Below are 15,417 nucleotides of genomic sequence, written 5' to 3' on the forward strand. Positions count from 1 at the left end.
GATAAGCGCTGGCAGCTATGAAAACAGGAGTATTCATTTCAAGCGTCACGCCTCGTTCCCGGCAACGATGGACATGACCGCCATGCGCACCGCAATACCGAAAGTCACCTGCGGCAAGATCACGCTCTGCTGGCCATCGACCACGGCAGAGTCGATCTCCACGCCCCGGTTGATGGGGCCGGGGTGCATCACGATGGCGTCGGGCTTGGCCAGTTGCAGCTTTTCGGGCGTGAGACCGAAGCTCTTGAAATACTCCTGGCTCGACGGCAGCAGCGCGCCGCTCATGCGCTCGTTCTGCAGGCGCAGGGTGATGACCACGTCGGCGTCCTTGATGCCTTCTTCGAGCGTGTGGCACACGCGCACGCCCATCTGCGCCATGTCGGACGGCACCAGCGTGCGCGGGCCCACCACGCGCACTTCGGGGCAGCCCAGGGTGGTCAGGCCATGGATGTCGGAGCGCGCCACGCGCGAGTGCAGCACATCGCCGACGATGGCCACGGTGAGGTTGCTGAAGTCTTTTTTGTAGTGGCGGATGGTGTACATGTCCAGCAGCCCCTGCGTGGGGTGGGCATGGCGGCCATCGCCAGCGTTGATCACATGCACATGCGGCGCCACATGCTGGGCAATCAGGTAGGGCGCGCCCGACTCGCTGTGCCGCACCACGAACAGGTCGGCCGCCATGGCCGACAGGTTGGCGATGGTGTCGAGCAGCGACTCGCCCTTGGATGCCGAGCTGCGCGCGATGTCCAGGTTGAACACGTCGGCCGACAGGCGCTTGGCCGCGATCTCGAAGGTGGTGCGGGTGCGCGTGCTGTTCTCGAAGAACAGATTGAACACGCTCTTGCCGCGCAGCAGCGGCACCTTCTTGACCTCGCGGTCGTTCACGCTGACGAAGTTGGCGGCGGTGTCGAGGATGTGCGTGACGATGTCGCGCGGCAGGCCCTCGATGGACAGCAGGTGGATGAGTTCGCCGTTGCCGTTGAGTTGGGGGTTGCGCTGGTGCAGCACGGTCAGGCCTCTTTGACTTGGAATTGGAAGGTGCCACTGTCGTCACGCGCCAGGGCCAGCAACTGGGGAGCAGGCAGCGCCACGCGCGCAGCGGCAAAGTCGGCCTGCACCGGCAGCTCGCGCCCGCCGCGGTCCACCAGCACGGCCAGGCGCACGCTGGCGGGGCGGCCGTAGTCGAACAGCTCGTTGAGCACGGCGCGGATGGTGCGGCCGGTGTAGAGCACGTCGTCGAGCACCAGCACGTCGGCGCCGTTCACATCGAACGGCAGCGATGTTTGCGCGCTGGCGGACAGGCCGCGCTGGGCAAAGTCGTCGCGGTGCATCACCGACGAGAGCACACCGGGCGCGCCTTCCAGGCCCAGGTCTTTTTGCAGGCGCTCAGCCAGCCAGGCGCCGCCCGAGGCAATGCCCGCCAGGCGCGTGGTGGGGGTGAGCATGCTGCGCACGCCGCGCAGCAGTTCGCGATACAGCGCCTCGGCGTCAAGCACAAGGCTGCCAGAGGCCGCAGGGGATGGATGGCTCATGGAAGATTCCTCAAAAACTGTTCCAGGATGATGCAGGCCGAGGCGGCGTCCGCGTCTTTCGCTCCACCGGAAATGGCTTCGGTGGTGCTGTAGCGCTCGTCCACTTCGAACACCTGCAAACCAAAGCGCCCGCGCAGTTGGCGGCCGAACTTGAGCGCTTTCTCGGTGTTCTCGTGGCTGGCACCATCGGGGTGGTAGGGCACGCCGATCACCAGCGCGTCGGGCTGCCACTCCTGGATGCGCTGCGCCACCTGCACAAAACGCGCATCGCCCTCGGCCTTGATGGTGGCTTGCGGCGTGGCGCTGCGCAGCATGCGATTGCCCGTGGCCACGCCCGTGCGCTTGAGGCCAAAATCAAAAGCAAGAAAGGTCTGGAAATGCGCAGGAACAGCGGGCTGAGCGGGCAAGCCGGTCATGCGTGCCCCACATCGGGCGAGAGCATCCAGGTCTGCAACCCGAGCAGCGCCAGCGCCTTGTCATAGCGCTGTGGCACGGGCGTGTCAAAAATCACCGACAAATCGGCCGCCACCGTGAGCCAGGCGTTTTCGGCCAGCTCCGACTCCAGCTGGCCCTCGCCCCACGATGAATACCCCAGCGTGACCAGCACCCGGCGGGGGCCGGCGCCGGTGGACAGCGCTTCGAGCACGTCCTTGGAGGTGGTCATTTCCAGGCCGCCGGGGATGGTCATGGTGGAGGCGTAGGCGGATTCGTCGGTTTCGGCGCGGTCCATCAGCATGGGATCGTGCAGCACAAAGCCGCGCTCGGTCTGCACCGGGCCGCCCTGGAAGACCGGCTCTGCGCGCAGGTCCTCGCGCCGCAAGGAAAGGTCGACCTTGTCAAAAAGGCCTTTGAGCGTGATGTCGGAGGGTTTGTTGATGATGAGGCCCAGGGCGCCGCGTTCGCTGTGCTCGCACAGGTACACGACACTGCGCGCGAAAGACTCATCTTCCAGACCGGGCATGGCGATCAGGAAATGGTGCGTCAGGTTGATGGGCGCAGAATCAGGAGACATCGGCCAATTTTAACGGTGAACATGGCGCCCTCCCCCGAGCCTTCCTACGCAGCCGGACTCGTCTGGTTTCGCCGCGACCTGCGTGCCCACGACCATGCAGCGCTTTACCGGGCGCTCACCCAGTGCCGGCAGGTGCATTGCGTCTTTGTTTTTGACCGCGAGATTCTGGACCTTTTGCCCCGGGCCGACCGGCGCGTGGAGTTCATCCGTGAGTCTCTGGTCGAGCTGGATGCCGCGCTGCGCGCACTGGGCCAGCACCCCCACGCCGGGCTCATCGTTCGCCACACCATTGCCAGCGATGCCGTGCCCGCACTGGCCCAGGCGCTGCAGGTACAGGCCGTGTTTGCCAACCACGACGATGAACCCCAGGCCCTGCAGCGCGACAGCCGGGTGCGCACCCGGCTGGCCGCTGCAGGAAGGGCTTTTCACACCTTCAAGGACCACACCCTGCTGGAGCGCAGCGAGGTGCTGACGCAGACCGGCAAGCCCTACAGCGTGTTCACGCCTTACAAGAACGCCTGGCTCCAGAAGGTGGATGCCTTTCAGCTCTCAAGCTACCCCGTGGAGCGCCATGCGCACCGCCTGGCGCCCCGCCCGCTGGAACACTGCCAACCGGTCCCCACGCTGGCGTCACTGGGGTTCGAGACCACGGCCCTGTCGCAGCCCAGACTGCCCACCGGTGCCAGCGGCGCACAGCAGTTGTTCAACGATTTCCTGGGGCGCATGGAGCGGTACGACGACACGCGCAATTTTCCGGCCATCAAGGGCCCCAGCTACCTGAGCGTGCACCTGCGTTTTGGCACCATCTCGCCGCGGCGGCTGGCGCGCACCGCGCACCGGCTCATGCAGCAGGGCAACCCGGGCGCCACCACCTGGCTGAGCGAGTTGATCTGGCGCGACTTTTACTTTCAGATCCTGCACCACCACCCCCATGTGGTGGGCCACAGCTTCAAGCCGGCGTATGACGCCATCGCGTGGGAATCAGGCCCCGAGGCCGACGCCCTGTTTGCCGCCTGGTGCCAGGGCCGCACCGGCTATCCGCTGGTGGATGCGGCCATGGCCCAGCTCAACCAGACGGGCTACATGCACAACCGCTTGCGCATGGTGGTCGCGAGTTTTCTGGTGAAGGATCTGGGCATCGACTGGCGCCGGGGCGAGGCCTACTTTGCCTCGCAGCTCAATGACTTTGACCTGGCCGCCAACAATGGCGGCTGGCAATGGGCCAGCTCCAGCGGTTGTGATGCGCAGCCCTATTTCCGCATTTTCAATCCGGTGAGCCAAAGCGAAAAATTCGACGCGGACGGCAAGTTCATCCGCCGCTACCTGCCGCAGCTGGCCCGGCTTCCCGCCAAGGCATTGCATGCCCCCTGGCTGGCGCGCCCCCTGGAACTGCAGGAGGCCGGGGTGGTGTTGGGCAAGACCTACCCGCACCCCGTGGTGGACCATGACAGCGCCAGACTGCGCACGCTGCAGCGCTACGCGGTGGTCAAGGCGGGGTGAGCGCCCACTCAGCCCCTGCCTCCATGGCGCGGACGGTCTTTACGGGCGGGTTGGCGCATCCTGGGCGCTCTGGTCATTCATGCGCATCCCATCCACCCCCAGGGGCGCACCCGAGGCCAGGCGCAGGCGCAGCGATACATCGGTGCGGTTGTCAGCATTGGCCACGGCTTCGGCCGGCGAAATGACACCGCGCTCGTACAGGTCGAACAGCGACTGGTCGAAGGTGCACATGCCCTGCTCACCACTGCGAGCAATGGCCGTCTTGATCTCGTCGATCTGGCCTTTCTGAATCAGCTCCGACACATAGGTAGTGCGCAGCATCACCTCCGTTGCCGGCACGACCGGGCCCTGTACGCTCTTGACGAGCCGCTGGGCCACCACCGCCTGCAGGTTCAGCGACAGATCCATCAGCAATTGGCGGTGGGCTTGCTCAGGAAAGAAATTCAGAATCCGTTGCACAGCCTGGTTGGCATTGTTGGCGTGCAGGGTGGACACGCACAGATGCCCCGACTCGGCGTAATGCAGCGCATGCTGCATGGTGGCCCGATCGCGGATCTCGCCAATCATGATCACGTTGGGCGCCTCGCGCATGGCACGGCGCAAGGCCTCGTCATAGGACGCGGTATCGAGCCCCACCTCACGCTGCGTCACCAGCGATTTCTTGTGCGTGTGCAGGTACTCGATGGGGTCTTCCACCGTAAGGATATGACCCGCTGTGTGCTCATTACGATAGTCGAGCATGGCAGCCAGTGTGGTGGTCTTGCCTGACCCCGCCGAGCCCACCGCAAGCACCAACCCGCCCTTCAGGAAGGCAAGCTGTTTGAGCACCGGCGGCAAACCCAGCGCGTCAAGGCTTGGTATCCTGGCTATTACATGGCGAATAACCACGCCCACGTTGCCACGCTGCAGGTGCACGTTGACCCGAAAGCGCGACAAATCCTGGGCCTGAAACGAGAAATCGCATTCCATCGAGGTTTCAAATTCGTCGATCTGCGCCTTACGCATGATCGAGTACACCATCGTCCGGATTTCTTCGGCAGTCACCGGCCCCTTGGTGATGGGCAAAAATGCCCCTTGCCGCTTGAGTGTGGGGGGCGCCCCGGCCAGCAGGAACAGGTCGGAAGCGCTTTCGCGCACCATCAATGCCAGGCAAGACAGCAGGCGGCTGTCAGCCGCAGAGGCCACCGAATCCATGAAACCTCCTGATCGTGCGGGCATCTTCCCGGCGGCGGTACCAGCAAGGATGCTGCCCTGATTGACCGGCCCATTCTCCAGGGCAGTCAACTCAGATCATGCCGCTGCGTTGGCCTCCAGCCGGGCGTAATGCTGGATGAGACTGAGCAGTTCTTCATCCGAGTATGGTTTGCCGAGATAGTGGTTCACACCCAGCTCCATCGCATGCTCACGGTGCTTTTCTGCAATGCGGGAGGTGATCATGATGATCGGCAGCCCACGCAGTGCACCGTCTGCGCGGATGTTGCGCGCCAAGTCAAAGCCGTCCATGCGGGGCATTTCAATGTCGGACAACACCACCGTTGGCCGCTCTTCCTGCAGGCGCTCCAGCGCCTGCAGGCCGTCGGCAGCAAGCGCCACACGGTAGCCTTCGCGCTGCAGCAACCGTTGCGTCACACGACGCACGGTAATGGAGTCATCCACGACCAACACCAGAGGCACCTGATTGGGGCCGGCAAGCACCGATCCCGCAGATTTGCCGGTGCCCGCATCTTCGGTTTCCAAAGTGGCTGGCAAGCCAGGGTTGGCGTCACGGACTTGATCGCCATACACAGCAGACAGCGCCACCGGGTTGTAAATCAGCACCACGGCCCCGGAGGCGAGCACGGACATTCCAGCCAGGCCAGGCAACCGTGACAACTGGGGCCCCAGGTTCTTCACCACAACTTCCTGGTTGCCCAGAACTTCATCCACATGCATGGCGATGCGCTGCGAAGCGCTGCGGAAAATCACCACAGGACGCGTCTTGCCGGCCACTTCATTGCTACGAGCCGAGGCTTGCAGCAATGCGCCTACCCAGAAAAAAGGCAATTGCTCGAAACCATCGTCAAAAAAGCCCGTCCGATATGCTTCTTCCAGTTCTGCGGCGGAGGTACGGCGCACAATTTCGACCACGTTCGCAGGTACGCCAATCGCCAGATCGCCTGCACGCAGCATCACCACTTGCGTCACAGCCGTAGTCAAAGGCAGCACCATGCGAAACGCTGCACCCTTGCCCGCCTCGGTCGAGATTTCAATCCGGCCGCCCAATGCGTTGACCTCCGACCGCACCACATCCATGCCGATGCCGCGGCCTGCAAGTCCCGTCACCTCAGAGGCAGTGGAGAAGCCCGGCATGAAGATCAGGTTGGCAGCCTCTGCATCACTGATTTCCGTGTCGGCTTGCACGATCCCCTGGGCCAGTGCCTTTTCGCGGATACGCTGCAGATCAAGACCCGCACCGTCGTCCCGAAATTCAACCGACACGTCATTGCCTTCATGGCGCAGATCCACGGTGATAGTGCCCGACGGGGGCTTACCTGCAGCGACACGGGTCTCAGGCGTCTCAATGCCATGCACCACGCAGTTGCGCAGCAAATGTTCGAAGGCCGGTGTCATGCGGTCCAGCACGCCTCGGTCCATTTCAATCGAGCCACCAGTGATGTCCAGCTTGATCGGCTTGCCGGTTTCCTTGGATGCCTGGCGCACCACCGCATACAAACGCTCGGCAATGCCCTCAAATTCCACCATGCGGGTACGCAGCAGATCGCGCTGCAACTCACGCGCCTGGCGGCCCTGAGCGATCAATTCATCTTCGGCGCCTTCCATGGCGCGCTGCAGGTTGCGCTGCACGGTGGCCACGTCGTTCACGGACTCGGCCATCATGCGCGTCAGTTCCTGAACCCGCGTGAAACGATCGAACTCCAATGGGTCGAACCCCGCAGCGGAGTCCTTCGAGAGAGCCAGGCGCGACTGCATTTGCGACTCGGACTGAACTTCGATGTCTCGCAGCTGCTGGCGCAGACGATCGAGGTTGCCCGACAGATCGTTCAACGAGCTGCGGAACTGGCCCAGACGCACATCCAGGCGGGACCGGCTGATCATCACCTCGCCGGCCTGGTTCACCAAACGATCCAGCAACTGTGCACGCACACGCACCGACTGGTTCGCAGCCACACGCACCGGCGCAAGCTGTGAAGGGCCAGGAAGCCGTATGGAGGGCGCGGACGCCGGCACAGGCGCCATCGCAGCATCCGAATCACTCGCCGATACGCTCAGATCGTGCGGAACTGCAGGGGCAGAAACCGCAGCATCCGCCGACGCTTGGCCACCAACAACGCGGAGGAATTGGAAGTTCGCCTGCAAACCATCAAAATTCGCCAGCAAGGGCTCAATCTGGTCTGCCGTGAGGGTCTCCAGGTCGAGTTGCTCGATGGCCGACTCCAGGCGGTGCGACATCTCTCCCAACCGCATGGCACCAGCAAGGCGGGAGCTGCCCTTGAGGGTGTGCAAGGCACGCAGCACTTCGTTTCGCGCGCCGAGATTTTCCGGACGGGATGCCCATTGCCGCAAGGCGCCCCCCAACTGGGGCAGCAGTTCCGCTGCTTCTTCTTCAAAAATGGGAAACAGATCGGGATCGATGACATCGACGGCGTCAATATCATCATCGACGTCCGAACCCATCGAAACGGCATGCGCTATCGCTTCGTCGATCCGCTGGTCACCGTCAATGGCCACGACAGACAGCGCCGGGGCCACATACCCCGCAGTAACCATGTCGCCCGATTTTGCAATCGGAGCTTCTGATGGCACCGGCTCAGCAAGAACATCGGCCACTTGAACGATGTTCAGAGGCCCTTCAATGCCATCGATCTCATCCTCCGGAGGCGACAGGGTATTGGCTACCTCGGCTTCAAGAAGCTGGCGCAATTGCTGTAACACTTGCTCGCTCGGCTCTTTGAGGAACCCGGCTGCAAACTGGTGCAAAAGACGACGAATATCATCTGCGGCCGCCATAAACACGTCGGCCTGCTCTGCCGTGCCGCCGGACTGCAGCTGAACATGCTGCAAAGCATGCTCGAACAGCCTGGCCAGTTCCGACAGCGCAGAAAAGCCCACGGTCGCCGAACTGCCCGCAAGCGAATGCGCCAGCGCCACCGCGATATCCGGCAAAGGCTCATGTAATTCCAGCGCCCACTCCTGCAGGCACGTAGCCAGTAGCCGTGACCACTCGTCGGCCTCATTGAGGTACACGTTGTAGAGCGGAATACCAATACGCAAGGTGTCAATCACCTTGACCGCGTCATCGGCAGTCGCCTCCTCCTCCTCGATGGCAGCGGCATCAGCGGCGACGAGCTTCAAGAAGTCCTCTGAAACATCGACCTGCACGCCCGCATCGGCGACGTCAGGCTCTTGCACGGCCGCATCGATGGACTCCAGTTCGACATCGGTCAATACTCGGGAAGCACCCGAACCGTCCGGGATGGCGACCCCATTGACAGCTCCATCGCGAACTGCAGCATCAGCATCCGCGTCCACGGCGGACAAAGGCTCCATATCGGGCAACTCCAGGTCCAGCGGCAGGTGCGCGCTCGCCACCTCCGCTGTGCCCGGAGTTTCGCTCAGGGCCTCGGAGAACACGGAGAAGTCGATGTTTTCGGTCACCGTCATCGCAGCCGCATCCAGTCCTGGGACTGTAGCGACGAATTCAGGCTCCAGCTCGGTCTCGGTCTCGGTCTCGGTCTCGGTCTCGATCTCGGTCTCGGTCTCGGTCTCGGTGAAGTCTGCAGCCAATGGTTCGAGCACATCGATAGCGCCTGCGGCGTCTGCTTCTACCAAAACATCTTCTTGTGGCGGTACCGCAGACTGCAAGTCCAAGTCAGCATCGGCCACATCTGCTGCATGGGGCGCCGCCTCAGACAGGGCGTTGAGCACAGCAGCGTCCGTTTCGGCAGGCTCGATCGCCACTTCCCGCGCCACGAGCGGCAGCAACGTACCGTCCAGACGCATGGCATCGGCAGATTTGCGAAATGGTTCTACCCCCCAGGCTGAGGCTGATCCTGCCGCGATGTCATCAGCCCAGCGGCCAAACGCCTGCAAGCAGTCCGACGACAATTGCAGCAATTGGGGCTGCATGGGCTTTTGTTCGGCCAGCCAGGCATTCAGCACCTGTTCCATTGACCACGCAGCCTCGCCAAAATCATTGAGCCCCACCATACGCGAGCTACCTTTGAGCGTATGGAACGCACGGCGCAGAGTGGTCTGCTCGCTCAGATTGGCTGGCTCGTTAGCCAGTACACCAATGGCGGCCAAACCGGTGCCCACCACCTCGCGAGCCTCTTCGAGGAAGACGTCAAGCAACTCGTCTTCCATCTCCGGCTGGGATGCGGGAGCGGGGGCAGGAGTAGTTGCAACAGCGGCGGACTGACCGGGTGCGGCAGAGGACGGATCCCCCGGCATCTGGTGATCGAAAGAAAAATCGGGCGACAAAAATTCCGAGATTGCCGCAGGACTGGCCTCTGGCACCTGCACCACCGCCTCTGTCGCCGGCGCCTGGTGGTTCTGCGCAGGGAAACGTGGCACCACGTCAGGCAGGGGCGGAGCGACACGCTCCTCCATTTTGACTGGCGCTTCTGCCAGGTCATCCGTGGCACGCGCGCGGGCTTTACCGACCAAAATGCGCAACTCACCCAGTTCTTCATCGTAAACAAAGAGCTTGCGCGCCATCGCGCGCTGGTAGTTCAACATGTCAATCAGGAATCCGAGCGCCCCCAGACTGTTCCCCAACTTTTCAAAGGCTGGCTGCCGCTCTTCTTCAGAAATCTCATTGATAAGCAACCGCTCTACGGTATCGCGCATGCGCACCACCGCCAAGGATGCCTGGTCCAGACCGAGCACGGACAAGACGCCACGCATCTGTGCCAGGTGGCCCGGCACCGCCGCCAACACTGTCGTATCCTGGGGATTCCGGAAAAACTGGTCCAAAGACTTTTCCGCCTCACCCAGCGTGGAGCGCAACTCGTCCACCACACTGCCCATGGTCTGGTTGTCGCTGACCCGCCGGTACAGTTCTTCCATCCACAGCTCTAGCGGCTCTGATTCTGCGCCCGCGACCACAGCGTCCAGCCGCTGCGCCAGGTGTGCTGCACGCGCCTCCATCTGTCCGTCGGCAGCGTCCAGTTCCTCAAAAGCAGCCTGCAGGTAAAGAACAGCGGTCGCCACCTCCATTGCCAGCGCTGCGGACGGAGGCTCTCCCGACCGGGTAGTGGCCTCAAGGGCTCGTGTCAGACCCGCAGCAAGGCTCTCGCTCCCCGGATGCATCTTGCGCAGAGAATCACAAACCAGGCTGAACTGATCGGCAGCCAGCTTGAGTTTGTTGCGATCGCCGCCCGCCAGCGCAGACCATGTTTCCGTAGCCGATGCAATGCGCTTGCGTGCCTGTGCCAGCAAGGCGGGATCAAACCGGCCAAAACGCGCAGTTTCATAATCTACTGGCTTGAACCGATTGAGGCCAAAGGACTGTCGCACCGCCTCAAGAGCCGGGGCTTTACCGACTTCACCGTCTGCGAGCCTCGCCTGCGAGCAGAAAAAAAGCATGTCCTGAACCAGGCGATCCGCAATGGTGCTATCGCCTTTTGCCAGGGTGGCGTACTGCATCAGAACGCGCGACGCGACCCGCTTTACATAGACATCTGGCACCAGCAGGCCCCCGCCAAGGGCGTCGAAGAAACCGGCACAGATCTTCCAGAATGCCCGCGCCTGTCGATCAGACTGTGCGGCAACAAAACCCAGACAGGCTTCCCGCATGCTGGCCGCAGCCGACAAATCGCCCGATTTGACAATTTTCAGAACAGCGGAATCCAGACGTGCCCGAGCCTCGGGGCCATATGGCAGCGGAGCGCTCACCATGGAATCTTCCGGCTCACGGAAACGGCGCTCCGCCGGCCACAGATCTGCAGGGTGCGCGCGCTCGGCTCCTGCCAGGGCCTGGACATCACGATACTGAGGGAAAAGGGCTACCGCAGAAACGGCCTTACCCCCCAGTACGTTTTCAAGATATTCGATCAGCGCAAAACTGGCGCGCTCGATAGCCGCTGCAGCCTCATCCGTGCATTGCTCCGGGCGTTGCACAAACTTCTGAACGGCAGACTCCATGGCGCGCAATACCAGCGCCGGTGAGCCCATGCCCACCATTTCCAGTGCGCCGCTTGCCTGATGAAGCTGCTGCCGGGCAATGCGCAATGCGCCCGCATCCAGTGAAGCCAGATCGGACTCTCGGGCCAGTTCGGCGTCACGCACAAAACGGCGCATTGCCTTGACAGCGCCATCGAGCGATTTGCGCAGTTCGTCAAGCACCCATGCCAACGGACCTAGATCCTGATCGCCCTGGACTCCATCCGCGGCCGGTGCATTGTTGACATCAATAGATGACATGAATTCGTCCCCGGCTGCAATGAGCCGCTGGTTGATGACTGTTTGCGGGCGGCGTCAGGCGATCTTGAAACGTGCTACCGATTGGCGCAGCTCTTCCGCCATGTGCGAAAGTTCGCGCACCTGCTGTGCCGTTGTGCGAGTGCCTTCGCCTGTCTGCTCAGTCACGGCAAAAATGTGCTGGATGTTGTCTGCCACCTCGTTGGCCAGAACGGCTTCGCGGGATGTCGAGGACGAAATCTGCTCAATCAGCTCAGCCAGGCGGCGCGACACACGATCAATTTCGGTCAGTGCGGTACCGGCGCTATCGGACAGGCGAGCCCCTTCCACCACGCCCTGCGTGGACCGCTCCATAGCTGCCACAGCATCCTGGGTGTCGGTCTGAATCGCTTTCACCAGAGCCGAGATCTGCCGCGTTGCATCAGCCGAGCGCTCAGCCAGCCGCTGCACTTCTTCGGCCACGACCGAGAATCCTCGGCCCGCATCACCCGCCGATGCAGCCTGAATGGCGGCATTCAGGGCCAGCACGTTCGTCTGCTCCGTAATGTCGGAAATCAGCTCGGTAATTTCACCGATCTCCTGCGACGATTCGCCAAGACGCTTGATCCGCTTGGACGTGTCCTGGATCTGGTCTCGAATCGAGTTCATACCACCGATGGCGTTTTGCACAGCCTGCAAGCCCGAGTCAGCCGCCTGCAGCGACTGACGCGCCACCGTGGCGGACTCCTGCGCCTGCATGGACACTTCGTTGATTCGGGTCGCCATGTCCAGCACGGACCGGCCGGTTTCATGAATTTCGCGCAACTGCTCGGTGGATGCGGCCAGCAGTTCGGTGGACGTACTGTCCACCTGGGCTGTCGTCTGTGCCACACGGGTTACGGTGTTTTGAACGCTGCCCACCAGCTGGCGCAACTCTTCCACCGTGTAGTTCACCGAGTCGGCGATGGCGCCGGTGATGTCTTCCGTCACAGTGGCTTCCTGTGTCAGATCACCCTCGGCAACCGATTGCAGCTCGTTCATCAACCGCAAAATGGCAGCCTGGTTAGCGTCGTTGACGCGCTTGGCCTCTTGCTCCTGACGCTTTGCATCCTTTTGCTGCACTTCAGCTGCCACCTGACGGCCCCGGCTGTCCAGCAGTTGCACACGGGAAATACCGATACCGCACAGCAGCACGAACACGCCAGCCAAGGCCAAGGCGGCAAATTGCCCCGCACCCAGGCCCGTCTGCGAAGAAAGCTTATCCTGCATGCCTTCCAGTTGGCGGCGCAGCGGCTCGCTGTCAGCAATGATCGACGACTGCCCTTCACGTGCGGAAACCAGCCCCTGCAAGTTGCCCAGAATGGCACTGGCCTGCGTGCGGGTCTGCTCATAGAGCTTGATCAAGCCTTCGAGCTGCTCACGCGTCTGCGCATCTTTGGTGGCGGACAGCCGCATTTCAGGACTTCCATCGAGCAGCCCCTTGGCAATTTCCTGGAAAGAATTCAAGTCCTTGCCCAGCAAGAACACGGCCTCAGGACTCACACCCTCCATGGTCTGGAACTCGTTGGCCGACTTGCCGATGCGTTGGGTCAACATCACCAGCTGGCCAGCCGCTGAAATTTCGGCCGCTGGTGCGTTTTGCTGCAGCTTGAGCGAAGACACGGTTTCCGCGATCTCCAGCAGATCAGCTGATTGGCGATTGATGGTGCGCAGCGCATCGCCCACCTGCGTCAGAATTTTCTGCTGTCCCATGACCACTTTGGCGTTACGTTCCGCGCGCTCTACGAGCGGAGTCACACTGTTCAGGTCGGACTCGAACTGTTCGCCAAGGGCCTGCACACCCAGCTCGCTATCGCCAGTGTTCAGCGCGCGCACATTGCGGGCCAGCACGCCAGAGCTTTCCACCACCTCCGGAAAAGCCTCAGCACTGCCCACCAGTGCCTGCGAAACCGACTTGGCAAGCCGCTGCGACTGCATCAGCGACTGACCGGTAGCGGCCAGCTGCTGTGCAGAGCGGTTCGCCTGCTGAAGCACCCAACCCGCAATCAATGCCAGCACCACCACACCAACGGCGAGCAATATGAGCAAACGCCGCTGGTGACCGGCCGCCGTGGAACTGCCCAGCAGCGGCAAGGAAATAAGGTCTTCGTCAGCGGCCGTGGTTGATGGTTCGGACGATGCGCCACCAGGATCACCCTGAACGCTGTTCATGGCATCGGTCTGATAAGAATCACGCAATGCGCTGGCATCCATGGAACCCGTCGCCAGGACATTCTGACTATCGTCCACCACATCGGCACCTAGCCCTGTATCTGGTTCCGTGGGCTTGCGATTGAACAGTTTTCCAAATTGATTCACAACGGACATGGTGCAGCCTTACAGAAAAACTCAAGCACTGATGCTCAGGAAAACAGGATTTTGGGACAGTATCTGGAGATTGATCTCTTGCCAGCGAGTCCCGCTCGAATCCACGTAGATGGTGCCAAAGAAGGCAGGCGCATCGTCGGCCGGAGGCTCCGACGAAACGAAGGCATCGGTGCCCCGCAGCCCCGCCAACCGATCTACCAGAAGGGCGGCATTGACTTCCAGCGCTGCATTGAAGGCAAGCAGACTGGCGTCAGACAGGTTTTGCTCGTTGCGCGTGACGGTTGACCCCAGCAGACCCGCCAGATCCACCACCCCCACAAGGCCTCCACGCAGGTTGGCAACACCAAGAAACCAATGTTGAGTGTAGGGAACCCGCTGAACTGCCACCCACGGGAAAATCTCACCCGATTGCCCCAGCGGCAACAAATAGGCCTGACCGGCAGCTTCTACCGCCAGCCAGGAGGAAACAGACACTCCCTCGCCCCTTGCAGCCTGAAGACGGCTGGCAAGACGGGTCTGGAGCTCTCGCAGTGCTTCGCGATTGGCCATGACCGCGCAAACGCCTTAGCTCAGCGCGTCAATCCTGGCCTGCAGCTCGGCCGCATCCACCGGCTTGGTGATGTAGCCGCGTGCGCCTTGGCGCATCCCCCAGACACGATCCGTCTCCTGATTCTTGCTGGTGCACATGATGATGGGCACATCGGCATAGAGAGGATCACGCGTGATGGCGCGGGTCAACTGGAATCCGTTTTGCCCCGGCATCACCACATCCATCAATATCAAATCAGGCTTTTCTTCTGCCAGCCGGTGAAAGGCCTCTTCGGCATTTTCAGCGGTACGCACTTGCATGCCCTTTTTCTGCAGCAAGTCGGTCAGAAACATCAACTCGGTCTTCGAGTCGTCAACGACCAGCACTTTCTGAATAGGCATTACATGGCTCCTTGTTGGGAATTACCAAATTGCTGCACCGCCTGCAACAACTGGTCTTTGGTAAAAGGTTTGGTGAGATATTCCTGGCAACCGACCATGCGGCCACGCGCTTTGTCAAATACGCCGTCCTTGGACGACAGCATGACCACCGGAGTATCGGCAAAACGGGCATTGCGCTTGATGATGGCGCAAGTTTGATACCCATCAAGCTTGGGCATCAGAATGTCACAGAAAATGAGCTGCGGTTGGTAGTCATTCACCTTGGCCAAGGCATCAAAGCCGTCATCTGCCAGCAGGACTTCATGCCCGCCCTGCTTGAGAAAAATTTCGGCGCTTCGGCGAATGGTATTGCTGTCATCCACCACGAGCACTTTGAAAGTTGCGCCTGTTGTAGTCAATTGTCACTGCTCCCGATGGAGAAAAACAAACAACGCAGCAGCACATGGTGCTAATGCGCCTCAAAATTGAACCATCTCGAAATCTTCTTTGCGCGCACCACATTCAGGGCAAGTCCAATTCATGGGAACCTGGTCCCAGGGAGTGTTGGGAGCAATGCCATGCTCAGGCGAACCTTTCGCCTCGTCATATATCCAACCGCAAATCAGACACATCCACGTTTTAGAGTCGATCACAGCTTAAGGGGCCTTCACATAGAATGCAACGATTGTATCTAGT

The 15,417-nt window shown here is 61.4% G+C and carries 12 protein-coding genes; 1 reads left to right on the forward strand and 11 read right to left on the reverse strand.

What is annotated here, in order from left to right:
• Positions 1-45: 45 nt before the first annotated feature.
• The 4 genes from J8G26_RS05310 to J8G26_RS05325 are packed head-to-tail and all read right to left on the reverse strand — an operon-like array spanning position 46 to position 2,544.
• Positions 46-1,008, reverse strand: coding sequence for an aspartate carbamoyltransferase catalytic subunit (locus J8G26_RS05310; protein WP_087747403.1), 963 nt, complete (start codon positions 1,006-1,008; stop codon positions 46-48).
• A 2-nt stretch (positions 1,009-1,010) separates the two neighbouring features.
• Positions 1,011-1,532 (reverse strand): bifunctional pyr operon transcriptional regulator/uracil phosphoribosyltransferase PyrR, encoded by a 522-nt coding sequence (gene pyrR, locus J8G26_RS05315; RefSeq protein ID WP_087747405.1) that lies wholly within the window; start codon positions 1,530-1,532, stop codon positions 1,011-1,013.
• Positions 1,529-1,948: a Holliday junction resolvase RuvX gene (gene ruvX / locus J8G26_RS05320; protein ID WP_087747407.1), complete on the reverse strand. Its 420-nt coding sequence runs from the start codon at positions 1,946-1,948 to the stop codon at positions 1,529-1,531. The genes pyrR and ruvX overlap by 4 nt, the downstream gene beginning before the upstream one ends.
• Positions 1,945-2,544 (reverse strand): YqgE/AlgH family protein, encoded by a 600-nt coding sequence (locus tag J8G26_RS05325; protein ID WP_087747409.1) that lies wholly within the window; start codon positions 2,542-2,544, stop codon positions 1,945-1,947. Before J8G26_RS05325 ends, ruvX begins: the two co-directional genes overlap by 4 nt.
• Positions 2,545-2,565: 21 nt before the next feature.
• Here J8G26_RS05325 and J8G26_RS05330 point away from each other — a divergent pair, with 21 nt between their 5' ends.
• The gene (locus tag J8G26_RS05330; RefSeq protein WP_210568199.1) at positions 2,566-4,044 is read left to right on the forward strand and encodes a deoxyribodipyrimidine photo-lyase; all 1,479 of its coding nucleotides are present in this window, start codon (positions 2,566-2,568) and stop codon (positions 4,042-4,044) included.
• Between the two features lie 39 nt (positions 4,045-4,083).
• On the opposite strand, the gene J8G26_RS05335 is transcribed toward J8G26_RS05330, so the two are convergent.
• The 7 genes from J8G26_RS05335 to J8G26_RS05365 all read right to left on the reverse strand — a co-directional run bounded on the left by J8G26_RS05335 (position 4,084) and on the right by J8G26_RS05365 (position 15,374).
• Positions 4,084-5,238 carry a PilT/PilU family type 4a pilus ATPase gene (locus J8G26_RS05335; protein ID WP_087747413.1) on the reverse strand — a complete coding sequence of 385 codons (1,155 nt, stop codon included), beginning with the start codon at positions 5,236-5,238 and terminating at the stop codon, positions 4,084-4,086.
• A gap of 96 nt (positions 5,239-5,334) precedes the next feature.
• Positions 5,335-11,469 carry an Hpt domain-containing protein gene (locus J8G26_RS05340; protein ID WP_210568200.1) on the reverse strand — a complete coding sequence of 2,045 codons (6,135 nt, stop codon included), beginning with the start codon at positions 11,467-11,469 and terminating at the stop codon, positions 5,335-5,337.
• A gap of 54 nt (positions 11,470-11,523) precedes the next feature.
• Complete coding sequence (locus tag J8G26_RS05345) at positions 11,524-13,812, reverse strand: methyl-accepting chemotaxis protein (protein ID WP_087747417.1); 2,289 nt, start codon at positions 13,810-13,812, stop codon at positions 11,524-11,526.
• A gap of 21 nt (positions 13,813-13,833) precedes the next feature.
• The gene (locus J8G26_RS05350) at positions 13,834-14,361 is read right to left on the reverse strand and encodes a chemotaxis protein CheW (RefSeq protein WP_087747418.1); all 528 of its coding nucleotides are present in this window, start codon (positions 14,359-14,361) and stop codon (positions 13,834-13,836) included.
• A gap of 15 nt (positions 14,362-14,376) precedes the next feature.
• On the reverse strand, positions 14,377-14,742 hold the full coding sequence (locus J8G26_RS05355) for a response regulator (protein ID WP_087747420.1): 366 nt from the start codon (positions 14,740-14,742) through the stop codon (positions 14,377-14,379).
• Entirely contained in the window at positions 14,742-15,140 is a 399-nt protein-coding gene (locus tag J8G26_RS05360) for a response regulator (protein WP_086911440.1), read from the reverse strand. The genes J8G26_RS05355 and J8G26_RS05360 overlap by 1 nt, the downstream gene beginning before the upstream one ends.
• Positions 15,141-15,200: 60 nt before the next feature.
• On the reverse strand, positions 15,201-15,374 hold the full coding sequence (locus J8G26_RS05365) for a rubredoxin (protein WP_087747422.1): 174 nt from the start codon (positions 15,372-15,374) through the stop codon (positions 15,201-15,203).
• Between the last annotated feature and the right edge of the window lie 43 nt (positions 15,375-15,417).

It is taken from the genome of Acidovorax sp. JG5 (assembly GCF_017939685.1).
Classification (GTDB): Bacteria; Pseudomonadota; Gammaproteobacteria; order Burkholderiales; family Burkholderiaceae_C; genus Acidovorax.

Bases quoted from the DNA above. Each gene is read 5' to 3' on its own strand.
- pyrR (WP_087747405.1), bottom strand. From the start codon at position 1,532: ATGAGCCATCCATCCCCTGCGGCCTCTGGCAGCCTTGTGCTTGACGCC.
- ruvX (WP_087747407.1), bottom strand. From the start codon at position 1,948: ATGACCGGCTTGCCCGCTCAGCCCGCTGTTCCTGCGCATTTCCAGACC.
- J8G26_RS05325 (WP_087747409.1), bottom strand. From the start codon at position 2,544: ATGTCTCCTGATTCTGCGCCCATCAACCTGACGCACCATTTCCTGATC.
- J8G26_RS05330 (WP_210568199.1), top strand. From the start codon at position 2,566: ATGGCGCCCTCCCCCGAGCCTTCCTACGCAGCCGGACTCGTCTGGTTT.
- J8G26_RS05335 (WP_087747413.1), bottom strand. From the start codon at position 5,238: ATGGATTCGGTGGCCTCTGCGGCTGACAGCCGCCTGCTGTCTTGCCTG.
- J8G26_RS05340 (WP_210568200.1), bottom strand. From the start codon at position 11,469: ATGTCATCTATTGATGTCAACAATGCACCGGCCGCGGATGGAGTCCAG.
- J8G26_RS05345 (WP_087747417.1), bottom strand. From the start codon at position 13,812: ATGTCCGTTGTGAATCAATTTGGAAAACTGTTCAATCGCAAGCCCACG.
- J8G26_RS05350 (WP_087747418.1), bottom strand. From the start codon at position 14,361: ATGGCCAATCGCGAAGCACTGCGAGAGCTCCAGACCCGTCTTGCCAGC.
- J8G26_RS05355 (WP_087747420.1), bottom strand. From the start codon at position 14,742: ATGCCTATTCAGAAAGTGCTGGTCGTTGACGACTCGAAGACCGAGTTG.